Source organism: Streptomyces sp. NPDC059649 (genome assembly GCF_042734445.1).
Classification (GTDB): domain Bacteria; phylum Actinomycetota; class Actinomycetes; order Streptomycetales; family Streptomycetaceae; genus Streptomyces.
On the sequence record NZ_JBHWDV010000042.1, the window covers coordinates 1 to 18,650 of the forward strand.

General features: G+C 73.1%; 15 protein-coding genes. 8 read left to right on the forward strand and 7 right to left on the reverse strand.

Annotated features, from left to right (window positions below):
* Positions 1-215 precede the first annotated feature (215 nt).
* Positions 216-815 carry a TetR/AcrR family transcriptional regulator gene (locus ACFV1J_RS31195; protein ID WP_385863668.1) on the reverse strand — a complete coding sequence of 200 codons (600 nt, stop codon included), beginning with the start codon at positions 813-815 and terminating at the stop codon, positions 216-218.
* Positions 816-888: 73 nt separating this feature from the next.
* Between ACFV1J_RS31195 and ACFV1J_RS31200 the strand changes: the two genes are divergently transcribed.
* Positions 889-1,716, forward strand: a complete 828-nt coding sequence (locus ACFV1J_RS31200) for a class I SAM-dependent methyltransferase (protein WP_385863671.1) — start codon at positions 889-891, stop codon at positions 1,714-1,716.
* Positions 1,717-2,338: 622 nt separating this feature from the next.
* Here the strand turns inward: ACFV1J_RS31200 and ACFV1J_RS31205 are convergent.
* Complete coding sequence (locus ACFV1J_RS31205; RefSeq protein WP_385863673.1) at positions 2,339-3,730, reverse strand: MFS transporter; 1,392 nt, start codon at positions 3,728-3,730, stop codon at positions 2,339-2,341.
* Between the two features lie 246 nt (positions 3,731-3,976).
* On the opposite strand from ACFV1J_RS31205, the gene ACFV1J_RS31210 reads away from it, so the two are divergent.
* Complete coding sequence (locus ACFV1J_RS31210) at positions 3,977-5,254, forward strand: type ISP restriction/modification enzyme (RefSeq protein WP_385863675.1); 1,278 nt, start codon at positions 3,977-3,979, stop codon at positions 5,252-5,254.
* A 48-nt stretch (positions 5,255-5,302) separates the two neighbouring features.
* On the opposite strand, the gene ACFV1J_RS31215 is transcribed toward ACFV1J_RS31210, so the two are convergent.
* From ACFV1J_RS31215 to ACFV1J_RS31230, 4 genes are all read right to left on the reverse strand, one after another.
* On the reverse strand, positions 5,303-6,031 hold the full coding sequence (locus ACFV1J_RS31215; protein WP_385863677.1) for a TetR/AcrR family transcriptional regulator C-terminal domain-containing protein: 729 nt from the start codon (positions 6,029-6,031) through the stop codon (positions 5,303-5,305).
* A gap of 263 nt (positions 6,032-6,294) precedes the next feature.
* Complete coding sequence (locus ACFV1J_RS31220; protein ID WP_030415749.1) at positions 6,295-6,558, reverse strand: hypothetical protein; 264 nt, start codon at positions 6,556-6,558, stop codon at positions 6,295-6,297.
* A gap of 284 nt (positions 6,559-6,842) precedes the next feature.
* Positions 6,843-7,649, reverse strand: a complete 807-nt coding sequence (locus tag ACFV1J_RS31225) for an SGNH/GDSL hydrolase family protein (RefSeq protein WP_385863679.1) — start codon at positions 7,647-7,649, stop codon at positions 6,843-6,845.
* Positions 7,650-7,846: 197 nt separating this feature from the next.
* A complete protein-coding gene (locus tag ACFV1J_RS31230) occupies positions 7,847-8,557 on the reverse strand; it encodes a YoaK family protein (RefSeq protein WP_385863681.1) in 711 nt (236 codons plus the stop codon).
* Positions 8,558-8,776: 219 nt separating this feature from the next.
* On the opposite strand from ACFV1J_RS31230, the gene ACFV1J_RS31235 reads away from it, so the two are divergent.
* The 6 genes from ACFV1J_RS31235 (at position 8,777) to ACFV1J_RS31260 (ending at position 17,114) form a co-directional block, all read left to right on the forward strand.
* A complete protein-coding gene (locus ACFV1J_RS31235; RefSeq protein ID WP_385863683.1) occupies positions 8,777-9,220 on the forward strand; it encodes a hypothetical protein in 444 nt (147 codons plus the stop codon).
* 33 nt (positions 9,221-9,253) lie between these two features.
* Positions 9,254-10,348, forward strand: a complete 1,095-nt coding sequence (locus tag ACFV1J_RS31240; RefSeq protein WP_385863684.1) for a GNAT family N-acetyltransferase — start codon at positions 9,254-9,256, stop codon at positions 10,346-10,348.
* 495 nt (positions 10,349-10,843) lie between these two features.
* Positions 10,844-11,659 (forward strand): glycosyltransferase family 2 protein, encoded by an 816-nt coding sequence (locus tag ACFV1J_RS31245; protein WP_385863686.1) that lies wholly within the window; start codon positions 10,844-10,846, stop codon positions 11,657-11,659.
* Positions 11,656-12,756, forward strand: coding sequence for a glycosyltransferase family 2 protein (locus ACFV1J_RS31250; protein ID WP_385863687.1), 1,101 nt, complete (start codon positions 11,656-11,658; stop codon positions 12,754-12,756). Before ACFV1J_RS31245 ends, ACFV1J_RS31250 begins: the two co-directional genes overlap by 4 nt.
* Positions 12,753-13,559, forward strand: a complete 807-nt coding sequence (locus ACFV1J_RS31255) for a polysaccharide deacetylase family protein (RefSeq protein ID WP_385863688.1) — start codon at positions 12,753-12,755, stop codon at positions 13,557-13,559. Before ACFV1J_RS31250 ends, ACFV1J_RS31255 begins: the two co-directional genes overlap by 4 nt.
* Before the next feature lie 51 nt (positions 13,560-13,610).
* Positions 13,611-17,114 (forward strand): lipopolysaccharide biosynthesis protein, encoded by a 3,504-nt coding sequence (locus ACFV1J_RS31260; RefSeq protein WP_385863690.1) that lies wholly within the window; start codon positions 13,611-13,613, stop codon positions 17,112-17,114.
* An 82-nt stretch (positions 17,115-17,196) separates the two neighbouring features.
* On the opposite strand, the gene ACFV1J_RS31265 is transcribed toward ACFV1J_RS31260, so the two are convergent.
* Positions 17,197-18,528: a xylan 1,4-beta-xylosidase gene (locus tag ACFV1J_RS31265; RefSeq protein WP_385863693.1), complete on the reverse strand. Its 1,332-nt coding sequence runs from the start codon at positions 18,526-18,528 to the stop codon at positions 17,197-17,199.
* Between the last annotated feature and the right edge of the window lie 122 nt (positions 18,529-18,650).

Below are 18,650 nucleotides of genomic sequence, written 5' to 3' on the forward strand. Positions count from 1 at the left end.
GGGTGGCGGCCGCGGGGGGGGGTGTGTGGGCTGCTTTAAGATTACCCCACACCCCCCCCCCCCCTCCGGCCCGTCCCCTCCCGTGAGGGGGGAAGTTGAGGCCGGTGGGGGTGAGCGGCGGGGGTCCCGTTTTGCTTTCGGGCCGTGTGTCGTACGCGGGGCAGTGAGGTGAGGCCCCTGCTTGTTGGCTGCGGCGATGGCTCATTGATGAGAGTTCACCGCAGCGGTTCTTGCTCCACGCCGGCGATGACTGCGGTGACGACTTTGCGGACGTCTCCGGCCCCTGGCGGGATGCTCTGTCGGTCGGCGAACAGCATGTGCGCGGCTCCGATGAGAGTGGGAGCGAGTGTGTCGACGTCAGCATCCGCACTGATGCGGCCGAGTTCACGCTCGGCAGTGAGGTAGGAGGCGATCGCGGTCGCGGCATCGGTCAGGATCGGGACGCCGGCGGGCCTGACCTCGCGCAGTTGGGCGCGCAGACCGTCCCGCGAGGTGACGAGGCTGACGATGGCCACCGCCACCGACTCGAAAAGGTCCAGCAATGCCTGGGTGAGGTTGTGGGCGACGGTCCCGGTTCCGGCGGACTTGCACAGGGCGGCGGCCTGGTCGTCGATACGGGCGATGCGTTCCAGTACGAGCTCGGCAAGGAAAGCGTCGAAATCGGCGAAGTGCCGGTGCAGGACGCCCTTGGCGCAGCCTGCCTCCGTGGTGACCGCCCGGCTGGTGAGCGCGCTCGGTCCGTCCCGGAGCAGGACGCGTTCGGCGGCGTCGAACAGTTGGCCGCGCACGTCGCGGATGGCTACTCCCGTGGGCATCGGGCATCTCCCCGGCTTCTTGATCGGGTCGTTTGGATTGACGAGTGGGCATGCGCCCACTCATAGTGGGCGCATGCCCACTCTACCGCCGGAGCGAGGTCCTCGCTCCGAACACGCATCCCATGAAAACCGACAGGTAGCGGAGTCGTTCGGCTCGGACGCCGAACGCTATGACCGGGCTCGGCCCAGCTACCCCCAAGCACTGGTGGACCGGATCATTGCCGCCACCCCCGGCCGCGATGTCCTGGATGTCGGCTGCGGCACTGGCATCGTGGCCCGGCAGTTCGAGGCGGCCGGATGTCGGGTGCTGGGTCTCGACGTCGACGCTCGGATGGCCGACCTGGCACGCCGGCGTGGGCTCGACGTCGAGGTGGCGGCGTTCGAAGCCTGGGATCCGGCAGGCCGAGAGTTCGACGCCGTCGTTTCCGGACAGACCTGGCACTGGGTGGACCCGGTCGCTGGCGCCGCCAAGGCGGCACAGGCTCTGCGTCCCCGCGGTCTGCTGGCCCTCTTCTGGAACGCGGGCCAGCCCTTGCCCGACGTGGCGGAAGCCTTCGCCGAGGTATACCGCCGAGTGATGCCCGACTCGCTCGCCGCACGTCAATGGGCGGTGCCGGCCGTGGAGGCGTACACGGCACTGTGCACCAAGGCAGCCGACGGAATACGGGAAGTGGAGGGGTTCACCGAGGCCGAGCAGTGGCGATTCGACTGGGAACGGCCCTACACACGGGACGAGTGGCTGGACCAGCTACCCACCCAGGGCGCCTTCACCCGGCTCCCGCAGGCCAAGCTGGAGGACTTGCTGGCTGGCGTCGGCGCCGCCATCGACGCGGCAGGAGGCAGCTTCACGATGCACTACGCCACCGTGGCAGTCACCACCATGCGAACCGATACCCACTGACCCCCCTCTGGGGTCCCTCCACTGCTCCCTGATGCGGACCCTGCGCGGCCTGCCCCGCCTCGTTCTCATGCACGGCGGCGGCGGCCAGGTCGCGCAGCGGACGCAGACGGCCCGCTACAACGCCACGGCACAGCCGTTCCAGTGGAAGTCCACCGCCCCCGACCTGGACGATCTACGGGCCAGGCTCGACCCGAAGGACTTCCGGATCCCACCACCTAGGGCGGGGACGAACAGATCCCCTAGGGGTACGAGGCGCCCCTTGCGGGCCTCAACTCGACGGGCCGGGGCGGTATTCCCGACACCACACGACACGAGACACCGCACGACGCAAGACATGCACGACGCAAGACATTGCACGACACGAGACACCGCCGAACGACAACGCCCGCCCCCACTCACCTCTCCCACCCACCAACGGGAGGGGACAGACCGGAGGACGAAGTCTGTAGGGCTGTCACCGCACCCGACAAACAAACGCCCGCCGCCAGGCGCAACGGCGAACAAGCCCAACGGCGGGACAGCCGACAACGTACGCGGCGCCGCAAAGCGCACAACGGCGAACAAGCCCCGCGGCGGGAAAGCCAGCTACGTACGGGCGCCGCCAAGCGCAGCGGACAGGGGATCAGATCCGCTCAAGGCTGCGCCCCGTGCTGCGCGGCCCCAGCACCGCCACGTTCGCGCACAGCAGCAGCATCAGGACCGCGGATCCCGTGAAGACCGCGGCGGGGCCGAGCCGCGTAAGGACCGGTAGCGCGACGAACGGCAGGACGACCGACGTGAGGCGGGAGAGGGAGTAGGCGATGCCGATCGCGCTGCTGCGCAGGCCGGTCGGGAAGATTTCGGTCTGGTAGACGTGGAAGGCGTTGGAGAAGACATTGCTGGCCACCGTCAGCAGGAAGCCGAAGGCGATGATGGCCCAGGTGGCGTCGGCGAAGCCGAAGGCCAGGCCGCAGCCGGCGATGGCGAGGGCGGCGGCGATGATCAGGGTGCGGCGCTCGATCCGGTCGATGAGCGGGACGGAGAGCGCGGAGCCGAGCGGATAGCCGCAGAAGCTCAGGGCGGCGTAGAGCAGCGACTCGGTGACGGTGTGGCCCTTGGCGGTGAGGACCACCGGTGCCAGCGACCCGAAGCCGTAGTAGCCGACGGTCTGCAGGATCTGGAAGATCCACCACATGAGGGTGCGCCGGCGGAGGTCGCCGCGGAACATGGCGACCAGCGGCACCCGCCGCTGGGGGACGGTCTCGGCCTCGGGTACGGAGGGCAGGCTGCCGCCGGTCTCGCGGCCCACCCGTTCCTCCAGCCCGGCCACGATCCGCTCGGCCTCCTCGTGCCGCCCGTGCACCGTCAACCACCGTGGAGATTCCGGGAGTTGGCGCCGCATCAGCTGGATGAATGCGGCCCCGAGCGCACCGGCCACCAGCAGCCAGCGCCAGCCGTCGATGCCGAACAGCCGGTGGTCGGCGACCAGCCGGGCGCCGAGCAGTGCGGCGACGGGGACGCCGAGGAAGCCGAGGGTGTAGGCGGAGGCGATGTACCGGCCGCGTACCGCCCGGGGCAGGAACTCGGCGAGGTAGGTGTCCACCAGCACGAGTTCGGCCCCCAGGCCGAGGCCGGCCAGGAAGCGCAGGGCCAGCAGCCAGGGCAGGTCCGGGGCGAAGGCGGCGGCCAGCGAGAACACCGAGTAGGCGCCGAGGTTGACCAGGAACATCCGGCGCCGGCCCAGGCGGTCGGCGAGCACCGACAGCGCGTTCGCGCCGACGAACATGCCGAGGAATCCGGCGGCGATCACCCAGGACTTCCCGGTGTGGCCGAGGTGCCACCGGTCGGCGAGGACGGCGGCGAGCACCCCGCCGAGGAAGATCTCGTAGAGGTCGAAGAAGGCGCCGATGCCGACGACGAGGGTGATCCGGCGGTGCCACCGGGACGGTGGCAGCCGGTCCAGCCGTGCGGCGGCCCGGTTGCCGATGAGGGTCCCCCCGCGCCGTTCCGGCGTGGGGGAGGTGGTGTCCGTCATGGCGGTCCTCCCCTGAGCAGGTCCCGGCGCGATGGGGGTCCCGCGCGCCGTTCCGGCGTCGGCAGGAGCGACGTCCGCACCGCGGTGCCGGGCGTACGGCGAGGACCGTACTCCGCCAAGATCAGTAAGCGGAAGACCGCGTCCGGGTCGTCCCGGAGGGTGGATCCGGTCCGGCCGGCCGGGCGGAGCGGCGGGCGCCGTCGTTACCATGCCGGGGTCAACCGAACGGTCCGGGAGGGGCTCCGCGTGACGGCGAAGCAGGACGCGCCACGGCTGTCCGATCTCATGCCGTGGTCGGTGGCGCCGCTGCGGCTCGGCCGTTCCTGGGTGCGGTCGCCGGACCCGGCGGCCCTGCGGGCGCGTTGGCGGGCGCTGGTGGCCGCCGAGGACAGCGCGGCCCGTGAGCGGCTGTTCCGGCCGTCCCGGGCCCGGACCCTGTACTCCGCGGTCGGCCAGCTGCCGGGCCAGCGGACCGCCACCGGGCGGCTGTACCGTGCGGACGGCCCGTGCCCCGAGCCGGTGCGGATCCAGCACGGCCCGTTCGACCAACAATGGCTGCTGCCCGACCACCGGCTGATCGACGCGGCCCGGCCCGAGCTGTGGCGGGTGGCGGACGCCCGGCAGCTGTACGCGATCGAGCCGGGCCGGCTGCCGCAGCCGTCCGGGCCCGCGGTGGTGTGCTCGGCACTGTTGCCGGACGGGCGGTCGCCGGGCGGGCGTCCCGGCCGGATCCATCCGCTCTACCGGCGGCCCGGCGGCCGTGAGCCGAACCTCGCTCCCGGGCTGCTCGCCCTGCTCGCCCGCCGGCTGGACCGCCCGGTGGAGCCGGCGCAGTTGCTGGCGTGGGTGGCCGCGGGCGCCCGGCACTCCCCCGACGGCGTCGTGGTGCCGCTGACCGCCGATGCCGAGGTGTGGACGCGGGGTGTGGCGCTGGGCGAGCGACTGTTGTGGCTGTACACCCGGGGCGGGTACGTGCCCGCGGACGGCCCGCCCGAGGGGTGCGCGGGGCCCGGTGGGCGGCCCCGGATGCCGGGCGGTCGCCGCCCGTACGTCCGTGCCGCACTGCCGGCCCGCGGGCTGCCGCGGTCCCTGGGGTACGACCCTGCGGAGGAGGCGCTGCTGCTCGGTGACGGCGGCCGGATCTCGCCGGTGCCGCAGGGCGCCTGGGACTTCTTTGCGGGCGGGGTGCGGGTGCTGGCGGACTGGTTCGCCGGCCGCACCGGTGTGGCGGAGGACGGTACGGCGACGCCGCCGGAGGCCGGTTCGCTGGCGGCGCTGGGGCCCGCGGACTGGCCGCGGGAGTGGACCTCGGAGCTGCTGGAGCTGATCACCGTACTGGCCCTGCTGGCCGAACTGGAGCCGGAACGGGAGCAGTTGGCGGCGGCCGTCGTGGAGGCGCCGCAGCTCCTGTCCGGCGAGCTACGGGCCGCCGGGGTGCTGCCGCCGCCGTCCGCGGCCCGCCGCCCGGCGTCCGTGCTGGACCACCACGAGGAGGGCCCGGACGGGCAGTTCGCGCTGGTGTGAGCGCCGTTCGCCGGTGGCGGTTCGCCCCTGGTGCCGGCCGGTCCGTGGTTACTCGGCAGGCGGGCCGGCGTAGGCGTCGAGGACCCGGCCGATGAGCCGGGCGAAGATCTCGTCGGGGTCGCCGACCGGTGCGCTGCCGGCCAGGACCCGGGCGATGAGGGGGTACTGCCCGGTGGCCACGGCCGACTGCAGGTAGCCGGCCTGGGCCGCCTGGCGCTGTTCCGGGCTGTGGCCGGATTCCTTGGCGCGTTCGGCGGCCGCCTGTTCGGCGGTGGCCATGGTGATGAGGGTGCCGTTGAGCATCGAGATCAGTTCGAGCTTGAGCGCGTCGTCGAGCCCGGAGTCCTCCAGTACGGCGAGGCAGTGCTCCATGTAGCGCAGGGCGTTGGGGCCGAGGAAGGTGTGGGACAGCACGGCGCCCGGCAGCCAGGGGTGGCGGCGCATCATGTCGCGGGTCTGCCGGCAGAGTTGGAGCAGATCGGCGCGCCAGTCGCCGGACGGGCGGCCGGGCAGCCGGTATTCGCCGACGACGAGGTCGACCATGAGGTCGATGAGGTCGCCCTTGCCGGGGACGTAGTTGTAGAGCGACATGGTGGCGCAGCCGACCGCGGTCGCCACCCGGCGCATGGAGACCGCCGCGAGCCCGGACTCGTCGGCGATCCGCACCGCGGCCTCGGCGATCTCGTCGCGGGTGAAGGCGGGCCGGGGGCCGCGGCCGGTCCGCTCGGGACGCGCCCAGATCACTTCGGGTCCGGCCGCGCGGCCGCTTGCTGCCATGGATCGATCACCTCGCCACCATCCTAGTTTCCCGGGTCGGCGACCACCTGGGGCTGCCCGCCCGGTACGAGGGGCAGCCGACCGGCCGGCCGGAAGCCGGTCAGCCCGGTCGTCGTGGGCTGCCGGGAGCCGTTCGGCAGCGCGGACCCCGGCGCGTGCGGCCGGGCACGAAAAAACCACCCGTCACGTGGTGACGGGTGGTCGGGAGCGGACCGGCCGGGCGGGGACGGGCCGGCCGCCCGAGGTGCCGTGTGACGAACGGCTCAGCCGTGTCCGCCGAAGAGCGAGCGCCGCAGCCTGCGCAGCGGTGCGAACAGCGACACCCTGGCGCCGCGGCCGTTCCTCGTCCGCAGGTGGTCGCGCGCGGTGAGCTCCTGCATCAGCGAGGTCGCGCCTTCGGCCTCCCGCTGCGGGATGGCGGGGCCACCCAGTACCGCGAGGTGGCGGTCGAGGCGCGCACTGGACGCACCACTCCCGCAATTGATCGCAGGGACTCTGGCCCTGCTACGCACTGTTATCTGTTCCATGACTCTCCCCACCCTTACGAGGGCACCCGGCCCGGGCAGGGTAACCCTATCTCTCTTGGAGGACACGCGTGCAGACCGGTCAACGGATTCACCTGCCTCGCCCTGACGTTGACGCACACCATACGGAATGTCACCTATAAGCCGCGCTCCAGGGGGAGTTGACGGACCGGAAGTTTCCGGAGGGAGAGCTTCCGGACGCCTGACGGGCCGCCGGGTCCGCCGGGGAGAGACCGGGATCTCACGGACACTCCCCGGCGCCCGGGACGCGCCCCGGGTGCGGCTCGTCAGGCGGCGGAGCCGAACACCGGCAGATAGCCGCCGGAGTGGCCGGCGGAGTTCGGGTGGTAGGACTCGTCGACGGGATAGGTCACGCTGTGCAGCCAGGCGCTGCCGGAGCACAGCTCGTGGCCGGCGAAGGTGGTGTTGACGTCGGCGAAGGAGAAGCCGTGGTCGGCGGCGCGCTTGGCGAGGACGCCGTTGATGTCGTCGGCCGCGGCGTTGATGGCGGTGCGGGACTTCTCGGAGAGGCCGGCGAAGCAGCTTCCGCCGATCTTGTAGAAGCGCGGGTAGCCCAGGACCACCACGTGCGCGGCCGGGGCCTTCTGGGAGATGGCGCTGTACACGGTGTCGAGCTTGCCGGGGAGGGTGTTGTCGATGTACTGCCTGGCCTGCGCGACCCGGGCCAGGCAGGCGCTCTCGCCCTGGAGCGCACAGGTCGTCATGGTGTCGGCGAATCCGGCGTCGTTGCCGCCGACGGTGATGCTGACCAGGCCCGTGGTGCTGTTGAGCGGGCCGAGCTGTCCGCTGACAACATCACCCGTTCGGGCTCCGGAACAGGCGGTGAACTGGAAGGAGGAGGGGGAGTGCGCGGCGGCCCACAGAGCCGGATAGGCCTTGCTGCTGCGCTTGCAGGAGCCGCTGGCGGTGTCGTAGCCGCCGGCCCCGACACCCGAGGAGTACGAGTCGCCGAGTGCCACATAGCCGGTTGCGGTGGGGAGTTGGGCGGACGCGGCGGCGCTCGCGCCGGTGAGCGCGAGCGCCGTGGTGACGAAGAAGGCGGACGTCAGGGCCGCGAATCGGGACAGTCTCATGGAACCTCCCTTAGCAGGATCTCTGCCACATCCGTCGTAGCAAGACTCGCGGGTAGCCGGAAGTGTCCATGCCAAAAGTAGTTTCATGTTCACGGTAAATGTGCCGATCCGGGCGGATGTTCACCGCCGTGTCATTGCTTCTGACCACGAGACCGGCTATCGCCACCCGGGGCGCCGGTATGCCGCCTGGCGGGCCGTCAGCCCTCCGTGTGGCGATCGCGCCGGACCAGCGCGGGCACCACCGCCGCGGTGCCCGCCAGGAACACCGCGACCAGCAGGAGCACCAGCGCCGGCCGGGTGCCCAGGCCGAGCAGCGCGGCCCCGAGCAGACCGCCGGCGAACATCGCGCCCACGGAGGCCAGGCGCCGGACCGCCGCGTGGCTGCCGTATCCCAGCCGCTTGTCCTGCCCCAGCACCGAACCGCTGACCAGCGCCGTCATCGTCCGGGTCTCCACGGTGGAGGTGAGGTCGGGCGGGGCGGCCCGTATGGCGGTGACGTTGCGCATGCCCATCGCCAGCGCCATCAGACCGATGACCAGGTAGCGCCGGCCCAGGGGCAGTCCGGGGGCCGGAGCCGATCCCCAGGCGGCCACCGCCGCACCGGCCAGCAGGGCCGCCTCCGTGAGCAGGCCGGCCGGGAACCAGCGCTGCTCCCGCGCGGCCAGCCCGGATTCCCACCGGGCCCCGAGGGCCGCGCCCAGGGCGAACGAACCGAGCGAGACGGCCGTCCCGACCACCGGCAGCCCGCCCTGCCCGGCCACACCGAAGCCGAGGAAGAGCAGATTGCCGGTCTGCATGGCGGCGAAGACCTGACCGAGCGCCAGGAAGCTGACGGCCTCCACCATGCCGGTGACCACGGTCAGACACACCATGATCACCGTCAGGGCGGTTCCGCTCGGCGGCTCCACGGGCCCGGCTCCTTTCCGCGGGCGCCTCACCTCGCGGTCTCGCCCCCAGTCTCCGCAGGTCCGGTCCCCGGTCGCGGTCATTGCGCCGTCTGTGGGCGGCCCGGCGACCTCCCCCGCGGCCCGGGTTGCGCCCGTTTCCGGCCTTCTTCGCGCCTTGACGGTGCTCCGGGCGTTACGCGACATTGAGCCCTCATCCGGCCGGGGAGGGCAGCGCCGCTCATGCAGACGGACACCATCCGGGGCGACGGCCCGTACGAGCCGTCCCCGTCCGGCGAACCGCCCGCGCCGCAGGCACCGCCGGCCGGGGCGGCCCGGTCGCTGGCCCTGGGTGCCGCGGTCGCGGCCGGAGTGATGGGGGCCGGGCTGGCGCTCACCGGTCTCGAATCGCCCTTGCGTGCGCCGTTCACGCTCTTCTTCCTCCTGATGGCGCCGGCCGGCGCGCTCGCGGTGGCGCTCGGGCGGATGGATCCGCTCGGCCGGGCCGTGGTGGCCGGCGCCGGGGCGCTCGCCGTCGACCTGCTGGTGGCCCAGACGATGCTGGCGCTGCGGATGTGGTCGGTGCGCGGCGGGGTGCTCGCCGTGGCGGCGTTCAGCGGCGTACTGCTGCTGGGCTGCGCGGTACGGCGACGGGCCGGCCGGCCGCGCGGACGCCGGACCGACTGACGGTACGGACAGGCAGGGGGGCCACGCGCGGACATGGAGATCACGGTGCACCGGCCCGGCGAGCTGACCGGGGCCGAACGCGACGCCTGGGCCGCCCTGCAGGCCGGGGCGCGGGCGGCGGGGGCGCCGCAGCTGGCGAACCCGTTCCTCTCCCCCGCCTTCGCACTGGCCGTCGGCCGCTGCCGGAGCGACGTACGGATCGCGGTGCTGCGGGAGGACGGCCTGCCGGCCGGGTTCCTGCCCTTCCAGCGGTCCGCGCTCGGGGTGGGCCGGGCGATCGGGCTGGGCCTGTCGGACGCGCAGGGGCTGGTGCACCGCCCGGGCCTTGGGTGGGACGCCCGGGAACTGCTCCGGGCCTGCGGGCTGTCGGTGCTGGAGTTCGACCACCTGGTGGCGGGCCAAGGCGCCTTCGAAACCCGCTCGTTCGGGCGGTTCGCCTCGCCGGTCATCGACGTGGACCGGGGTTTCGAGGCGTATCTGGCCGGACTGCGGGCGCGCTCGCCGAAGTTCGCCCGGACCACCCTGGCCAAGGAGCGCCGGCTCGGCCGGGACGTCGGGCCGCTGCGGCACGTCCACGACGAGCGCGATCCGGCGGTGCTGCGCACGCTGCTGCGGTGGAAGTCCGCGCAGTACCGCAGGACCGGGCGCGGCGACCGCTTCGCGCACCCCTGGATCGTGCGGCTGGTGCAGCAGTTGTTCCACACGCGTACGGCGTCGTGCACCGGGCTGCTGTCGGTGCTGTACGCCGGTGAGCGGCCGGTCGCGGCCCACTTCGGACTGCGTTCCGATTCCGTTCTCGCCTGTTGGTTCCCGGCCTATGACCCGCAGTTTGCGAAGTATTCCCCCGGGCTTGTGCTGCATCTGGGCATGGCGCGGGCGGCGGCCGCCGAGTCGCTCGGATATCTCGATCTGGGACGCGGTGCGAAGGATTACAAGGATTCCCTCAAAACGCGTGAACTCGTGGTCGCGGAGGGATGGGTGAGGCAACGCCATCCGGCGGCGGCGGTGCATTGGGCGCGGCGCGCGCCGGTGCGTGCGCTGCGCAATGCGGTGCTCGCCCGCCCCGAGTGGTTCGCTCCCGCGGACCGCCTGCTCAAGCGGGTCGGGCGGCTGCGGACCGGACGCTGATTCCGGCGCCCGTACGGGCCTTTCGGGCCTTTCCACCCGGTATTCCGTGGCCTTTTCGCGGAGGCTCGGAAGGGTGTGCGCCGGTGCATGCATACAGGCGTACATCAGTACGTAGTGGCCAATTGCCCTAAAGGGTATTTGACATGCAACGTCTTGCCTTAGAGTCCTCCTCGTCCATTCCGTCGCACTTCATTTTCCGACGTACTTCCCGCCGCATCGGACGATCGCCGCCGCGCTGTTCCGGGGGAGGAGCAGCCGGCGAAGCGTCCGGTGCGGTGCGCGGTGGGGGGTCTGGTGCACTGGTCCTCGCCGGCCGACCACGGTCCGCCGGGGCCCGGTCACGAGCCGCGCTTTCGTGGTCACGCCTATCGGCTCGCCCTGTCCGCACGGTGCTCAGCGCCGCGCCGGCCGGGGTGCGAACCCCCTGTCGGACCCGGATCTCAGCACGGACCGCCCGGGGGCGGGCGGTCCACCGGACGAGAGGGAAATCAACCCATGAGTGCGTTCCTTCGCCCGGCCGATGCGGATGAACCGCCGCTGACGCTGCTGCCGGACCAGGCCGTCTACCGTCCCGTCTCCTCCCATCTGGCCATCGCTCCGCCGGTCAGCGTCGTGATCCCGGCGATGAACGAGGCGGCGAACCTCCCGCACGTCTTCACCACCCTCCCGGACTGGATCCACGAAGTGGTGCTGGTCGACGGGAACTCCACCGATGACACCGTCCGGGTCGCCCGGGAGCTGTGGCCGGGCATCACCGTCGTACCGCAGCGCGGCAAGGGCAAGGGAGACGCGCTGATCAGCGGGTTCGCGGCGTGCACCGGCGAGATCATCGTGATGGTCGACGCGGACGGCTCGGCCGACGGCGGCGAGATCGTCAGCTATGTCTCGGCCCTGGTGTCCGGCGCCGACTTCGCCAAGGGCTCGCGGTTCGCCAACGGCGGCGGCACGGACGACATGACGTGGATCCGCCGGCTCGGCAACCGGCTGCTGACCGCCCTCGTCAACGCCAAGTTCGGGGCCCGCTACACCGACCTGTGCTACGGCTACAACGCCTTCTGGCGCCACTGTCTGGACCAACTCGCCCTGGACTGCGCCGGGTTCGAGGTCGAGACGCTGATGAACATCCGGGTGGTCAAGGCCGGCCTGCGGGTGCAGGAGATCCCCAGCCACGAATACCCGCGCATCCACGGCGCCAGCAATCTGCGGGCGGTGCGCGACGGGCTGCGGGTGCTGAAGGTCATCGCCCGCGAACGGGGGGCCGGGCGGAAACGGGTGCCCCGGCCGGCGCTGCTCACCGGGGAGGCCCGATGAGCCCCGGCAGACCGGTGGCCGGGCCTGCGGTGGGGCCGGCGCTGCGGTTCTCCGTGGTCATCTGCGTGCACACGGAGGACCGCTGGGACGACATCCTGGCCGCGGTGGACTCGGTCCGCGGCCAGTCCCACCCGGCCCATGAGGTGCTGCTGGTGGTCGACCACCAGCCGGTGCTGCTCGACCGGCTCCGGAAGCACTTCGGGGGCGCCCGCACGGGCGCGCCCGCTCCCGGTGCGCCGCCGGTCCCCCTGCTGATCATGGCCAATTCCGGCCCCCGCGGGCTGTCCGCCGGCCGGAACACCGGGATCGCCGCGGCGGACGGCGAGGTCATCGCGTTCCTCGACGACGACGCGGTCGCCGAGCGGGACTGGCTGCGCCACTTCGCCGCGGCGTACGCGGATCCGGCGGTGCTGGCGGTCGGCGGGCGCACCGAGCCGGTGTGGGCGTCCGGCCGGCGGCCGGTGTGGTTCCCCGAGGAGTTCGACTGGGTGGTGGGCTGCACGTACCGCGGCCTGCCGCCGGGGAGGGTGCGGGTGCGCAACGTGCTGGGCGGCAACGCCTCGTTCCGCAGGATCGCCTTCGACCTCGTCGGCGGGTTCGCGACGGGGATCGGGCGGGACGGTGACCGGCGGCCGTTCGGCGGTGAGGAGACCGAGCTGTGCATCCGGATCACCCGCACCCTCCCGGACGCGGTGCTGCTGATCGACGACCGTGCGGTGATCCACCACCGGGTGCCGGCCGAGCGGCAGCGGTTCGGCTACTTCCGCCGCCGGGCGTACGCGGAGGGCCTGTCCAAGGCGCTGGTGACGCGGCGCGTCGGCACCCGGGACGGGCTGGCCAGCGAGCGGCGCCACACGACCCGGGTGCTGCCCGCCGGCGTGCTGCGCGGACTGCGGGACGCGCTGCTCGGGCGGCCGGGCGGGGCCGCCCGGGCGGGCGCGATCCTGACGGGTACGGCGGCCGCCGCGGCCGGTTACGCCCGCGGCACCCTCCGCCTCCGGTCCGCATCAAGTAAGGGGAAAAGCAAGGGAGTTGATACCTTCCCCGGCGACGGCACGACAGCCGTCACCGCCGCGCACGAGGGAGCGGCGGTATGAGCGACGACCGCCCCGTGAGAGTGCCGATCCTCATGTACCACGCGGTGGCCTTCGCCCCGACCCCGGCCGTACGGGCGCTCTCCGTCACCCCCGACGCGTTCGCCGAGCAGCTCGCCGCGCTCGCCGACGGCGGTTTCACCCCGCTGACGGCCGCCGCCCTCGCCACGGCCTGGCGGGGCGGCGGCCCGCTGCCCGACCGGCCGGTGCTGATCACCTTCGACGACGGCTACGAAGGCGTCCACCGCTACGCCCTGCCCGCCCTCGCCCGGTACGGCTTCCCGGCCACCCTCTTCCTCTCCACGGGCTGGCTGCGCGGCCCGTACGACACCGGGGACGCACCGGACACCATGCTCGACTGGCGGCAGGTGCGCGAACTGGCCACGGCCGGCGTGGAGATCGGCGGGCACGGCCACGGGCATCCCCCGCTGGACGGCCTCGACGACCGGCGGCTGCGGCAGGAGGTGCTGCGCTGCCGGGAGCTGATCGCCGAGGAGGTGGGCACGGCGCCGGAGTCCTTCGCGTACCCCTACGGCCACTCCGACCGGCGGGTGCGGCGCACGGTGCGCGGGCTCGGCTTCCGGCAGGCACTCGCGGTCGGCAATGCGCTCGCGGCCCGCGCGCAGGGCCCGTACGCGCTGGCCCGGCTGACCGTGCGGCGCCGTACCGGGACCGCGGAGTTCGCCCGGCTCGTCGAGGGCCGCGGGCTGCTCCGTACTTATGCCGCGGACCGGGTGCTCACCAAGGGGTACGCGGTGGTCCGGCGGGCACGTCAGGCGGTGCGGCCGTGTCCGCCGGGCTTCTGACGCCGAGCCCGGCGTGGCCCCGCCGCGGCGGAGGAAGGAGCGGCCACGCCGGTGCCTGAGACGACCACCCGGGCCGCGGAGCACACGGGCCCGGAGCCGGAGGCGGCGGCGCGGGGGTCCGCCGGACGCGCGCCGGGCAGTCCGCTGTTCCGCAACGCCTGGGCGCTGATGCTGAACACCGGTGTCTCCGGTCTGCTCGGCCTGGGGTTCTGGCTGGTCGCGGCCCGCTGTTACACCGAGTTCGCGGTCGGCCAGGGGTCGGCGGCGATCGCCGCGATGAAGCTGCTGGCGGGGCTGACGGCGGTCACCCTGACCGGTGCGCTGGCCCGCTTCCTCCCGGTCGCCGGCCACACCACCGGGCGGCTGGTGCGGCGCACCTATACGGGCAGTGCGGTCGTGGTGGCCCTCGCCGCCACCGCCTTCCTCCTCACCCTCGGCCTCTGGGGCCCCTCCTACCGCTTCCTGCACGGCCTGCCGGCCGGTGTCGGCTTCGTCGTGGCGGTGGTGGCGTGGTCGGTGCTCACCCTCCAGGACGGGGTGCTGACCGGGCTGCGCAGCGCCTGCTGGGTCCCGGCCGGCAACCTCGCCTTCTCCACCGTGAAATTGGCGCTGCTGGTCGTCCTCGCCGCCGCGTTCCCCACCGCCGGGGTGTTCGTGTCCTGGGCCGCGGCGATCGCGGTGTCGGTGCTGCCGCTGGGCTGGCTGGTCTTCCGGCGGCTGATCCCGCGCCACGTACGGGCCACCCGCCGCACCGCCCGGCCGCCGTCGCCCGGCGAACTGGGCCGCTTCCTGGCCGGCGACTCCACCGGCTCGCTCTTCTCGCTCGCCGTGGTCCACCTCGTACCGGTACTGGTCGCCTCGCAGGTCGGCGCGGCGGACAACGCGTACTTCTACGTCACCACCACCATCGGCGGCACGGTCAATCTGCTGGCCCTCAACATGGGCGCCTCGCTCACCGTGGAAGGGGCGCACGACCCGGCGGGCCTGGCCCGGCACACCCGGGCCGCGCTGCGCCGGATGACCCGCATCATGCTCCCGGTCTGCCTGGGCCTGTTCCTCTTCGCGCCGTGGATCCTGGGCGTGTTCGGCCCCGGGTACGCACGGGCGGCGACGCCGCTGCTGCGCTGGTACGCGGTCGGTGCCGGGCTGCGGGTCGTGATGGAGGTGCACTTCGCGGTGTTGCGCGCCCGGAGCCGGACGTCCGGACTGGCCGCCCTCCAGGGCCTGTTGTGCGCCTCGGTGCTCGGACTGACCCTGGTGCTGCTGCCGCACCGGGGGCTGACCGGTGCCGGGATCGCCGAGGTCGGCAGCCTGACGGTGATCGTCGCACTCGCCGCCCCGCGGCTCCGGCGGGTGCTGCGCGGCGGCACCGCCCCGGCGCCGCCGTGCCGGGTCCCTCCGGACGGCCGCGCCCCGGACGGCGATCTGGCGGACCTGGCCGCCTACGGGGACCTGGGCGACGGTGCGTACGGGATGCCGCGGGAAGCGGCCGTACGCCGGAGGTCCGTGCGGCGGACCCGCCCCCCGCGACGCGGCCGGTCCCGCCCCGGGCGCCGTACGGACCGGGCGGCCACCGCCCTCGCCCGGACCCTGCCGGCCGCCGCCGCGGTCCTGTTCTGGCTGCCGCTGCGCGGTACGGACGACAGCGCCCTGGACCGGATGAACGGCCTCGGCCTGATCTCCGTCCTGCCCGGCGCGACTCTCGCCGGGGCGGCCCTCCTGGTGGCGGCGTTCGCGGTGGCGCTCGGGCTCCGCCGGCAGCACCGTGCGCTGCTGGCGTCCGTCCTCCTGCTGACGGTGGTCGCGCTGCACGCCCTGCCCGCCGTCCTGGAGGCCGCACCGCGCTTCCCCACCGCCTGGCAGCATCTGGGGTTCCTGGACCATCTCGCCCGGACCGGCGTGGCCGTACCGGACCTGGACGCGCGCTGGAGCTGGCCCGGTTTCTTCGCCGGAGCGCAGTTCCTCGCCGGTGCGTGCGGTGTCACCGACCTCACGGAACTCCTCCGCTGGTGGCCGCTCACCCTCCAACTCCTGTACCTGGCCCCGCTGTTCCTCCTCCTGAAGGCGGTACGGGCCGGGTGGCGGGCGAAGTGGTGCGCGGCCTGGCTGTTCGTGCTGTGCGGCTGGGTCGGCCAGGACTACTTCTCCCCGCAGGGGTTCACCTACCTCCTCTACCTCTGTTTCGTCGCGATCCTGCTGGTGTGGTTCCGCGCTCCGCACGGCGAGGCGGGCCGCCACCGCCCGGGCGAGGCCGCCGTGCTGCCGGCCGGTCCGGGCCGGCGCGTGACCCTGCTGGCCGTCCTCCTCGCCCTCTTCACCGCGTCGGTGGCGGGCCACCAGCTCACCCCCTTCGTCATGCTCGGGGTGCTCACCGTCCTGGTGGTGGCCCGCCGCTGCACCCTGCCGGGGCTGCCGCTGCTGCTCGGGGTGCTGGTCGCGGGGTGGGTGGGGTTCCTGGCCGAGCCCTACTGGTCGGGCCACTTCGACGAGCTGTTCGGCGGCCTCGGGGGCATCGGCGCCAATGTCACCTCGTCCGTCACCGACCGGATCACCGGCGGCGACCCCACCCACCAGCTCGTCCTCGGCACCCGGGTGGCGCTGGCCGGCGGGGTGCTGGCGCTGGCCTGCTGGGGCGTCCTGCGCCGGCGCGCGGCCGGCTTCACCGAACGCTCCCTGCCGGCCCTGGCCTTCGTCCCGTTCCTGGCCTTCGGCCTGCAGTCGTACGGCGGCGAAATGGCCCTGCGGGTCTTCCTGTTCGCCCTGCCCGGCGCCTGCACGCTGGCCGCCCTCGCCCTCTTCCCGCGCGTCACGCCCGCCCGGCGCCGCACCCACGGTCCGCTCGCCGCGCTGCTCGCGGGCCTGCTCCTGACCGCCGGCTTCCTCGTCGCCCGCTGGGGCAACGAGCCCTTCGAACGCGTCCGGCCGGGAGAGGTGACCGCCATGGACTACGTCTACGCGCACGACCGCCCGACGGTGCGGCTGCTGTGGCCGAGCGACGACCCGGTCAACAGCGTCACCCCGGCGATGCCCTGGGGCGCCAGGGACATGGAGCGGGTGCAGTACGTACCGACCCTCGCGCCCCGCGATCCGGCCGCGGTGGCGCCGCTGGTCAGCGCACTCCGGAAGGCCGGTCCGCAGTCGTACCTGATCGTCAATCACGGCCAGTCGGAGGCGCTGCGGCTGGGCTCGGCGTATCCCCGGGGCTGGGAGCGGCGGCTGCGCACCGCCCTCGACCACCGCCCCGACCTCCGCCGGGTGTTCGGCACCGCACACGCCGCGCTCTACGCCCTCGCGCAGCGCCCGCCGGGCACGGTCCCCGCCGCCCACCCGGGCCCGGCCGGCCCCCGGGTGACCTGGACCCCCTGGTCGGTGCTGGGCGCGCTGTCCCTGCTCGCCCTGCTGACGGTCCTCACCGCCCGCGAGCTGCTCCGCGTCCGGTCGCCCTCCCCCACTCCCCGGCAACTCCGGCGGATCCAGGCCCTCTTCTGGTTCGCGATGCCACTGCTGCTGACGTTCCTGGCGTCGCTGGTCCAGCGCTTCGTGACGATGTCGTAGGGCAGGTCGTGGGCGAGGTCGTAGGCGAGGTTATAAGGGGGCACTCACTCCGCGAGGGGAGCCCACCGCACGATGACGCTCGTCATGGCGTGAGCGGAACCCACCGCACCCCGTACCCGTCCACCAGGTGCTCCTTTCCGCCCACCCGCGCCGCCCCGGACCGCCGCGCGGTATTCACCAGCAGCGCGGTCCGCCCGTCGCTCAGCCCCAGGATGTCGCCGTTTCCGGTGGCCATTTCCCGCGGCCGGGCCGCCGGCGGAAAAGTACGGGAAAACCGCGCCAGCAGGCTCCACATGGGCAATTCCCGCCCGCCGTCCGGGTTTTCGGTACTGCTCCACAGACACCCCGGGCATTCCTTCCCGCCCGGCCCCTTCCCGTCCCTTTCCGGATTCCAGTAGAAGCCGCCGGTCGCCCCGCCCTCCGCCATCTCGATCAGCGCGACGGCCTGTGCGGCGACCCGCTTGCGCTCGCTCCAGCCGCTCCGCCCGCCCTTCTCGTCCGCGACCTCGACGTACCACTCGGCCCACCACAGCGGCAGCCCGCTCTCGTGCCGCAGCCACCGCCCCACCTCGGCGAACTTCCGGGCGGCGGTGAAGACGTCGGGGGCGTAACGGTCGTCCTTGCTGTAACTCGACCCGTCGACGACCAGGAAATCCGCGCCGGCCTTGTGCCGGTTCCAGTACGCGAACGCATCCAGCGTCCGTTGGTCGAGATGCCCCCACGCCCCCTCGAGCGCCGACGGATACCGGTCGTCGCCCGGCACATAACTGTCCATCACCAGATAGGGCCCGCCCACCTGGTTCCGCTCGTCGACCTTCTTCAGCTCCTGGTAGACGAGGTTGTACAGCCGGGTGTATTCCTCGGCGTTCCAGCGCCCCTTGGCGTCGTCGAAGAACCCCTTGAATTCGTTCCAGACGACGAAATGCCGGACCTCCGGATGGCGTCGGGCGATCTTTCCGGCGAGCGCCGCGAAATCCGCGTAGTGCTCCGGTTCCGGGGCCTTCTCCAGCTGGCTCCAGTCCGTCCGGCCGGGCGTCCCGCCCTTCATCCAGTCCGGCGCGCAGCACAGCGTCAGTACGGGTGTGCCGCCGGTGCGCCGGATCAGCGCCAGCCGCCGGTCCAGGTCGTCGAACGCGTACCGCCCGGGGCTCGGTTCCGGGTTGTCCGCGCCCCAGCCCATGAGGTGCTGGTTCTGCGCCATCGGCTGCCCGGCGAGCAGGCGGGCGGCCCGTTCCACCGCCGCGTCCGCGCCCCGGTCCGCACTGAACTGGGTGTGTGTGAACCCCCACCCGACCGCCGGCCCGGCCGTCCGCCCCCGCGCCGGTCCCTTGGCGTCCCGCTGCCCACCCCCCGGCGCGCTCCACAGGACGAACAGCAGCCCGATACCCAGCACCACCGCCCCGGCCACGAGCACCCAGGCCGTACCCTGACGTTCCCCACCACGACGTAGCACACGGGCAGATTAGCGATCCAACTGCCCAGTACATGCGGTTTCCGGGCAAGGGACGGGGGTTTCCCCGGCCCGTGCCGGGGTTC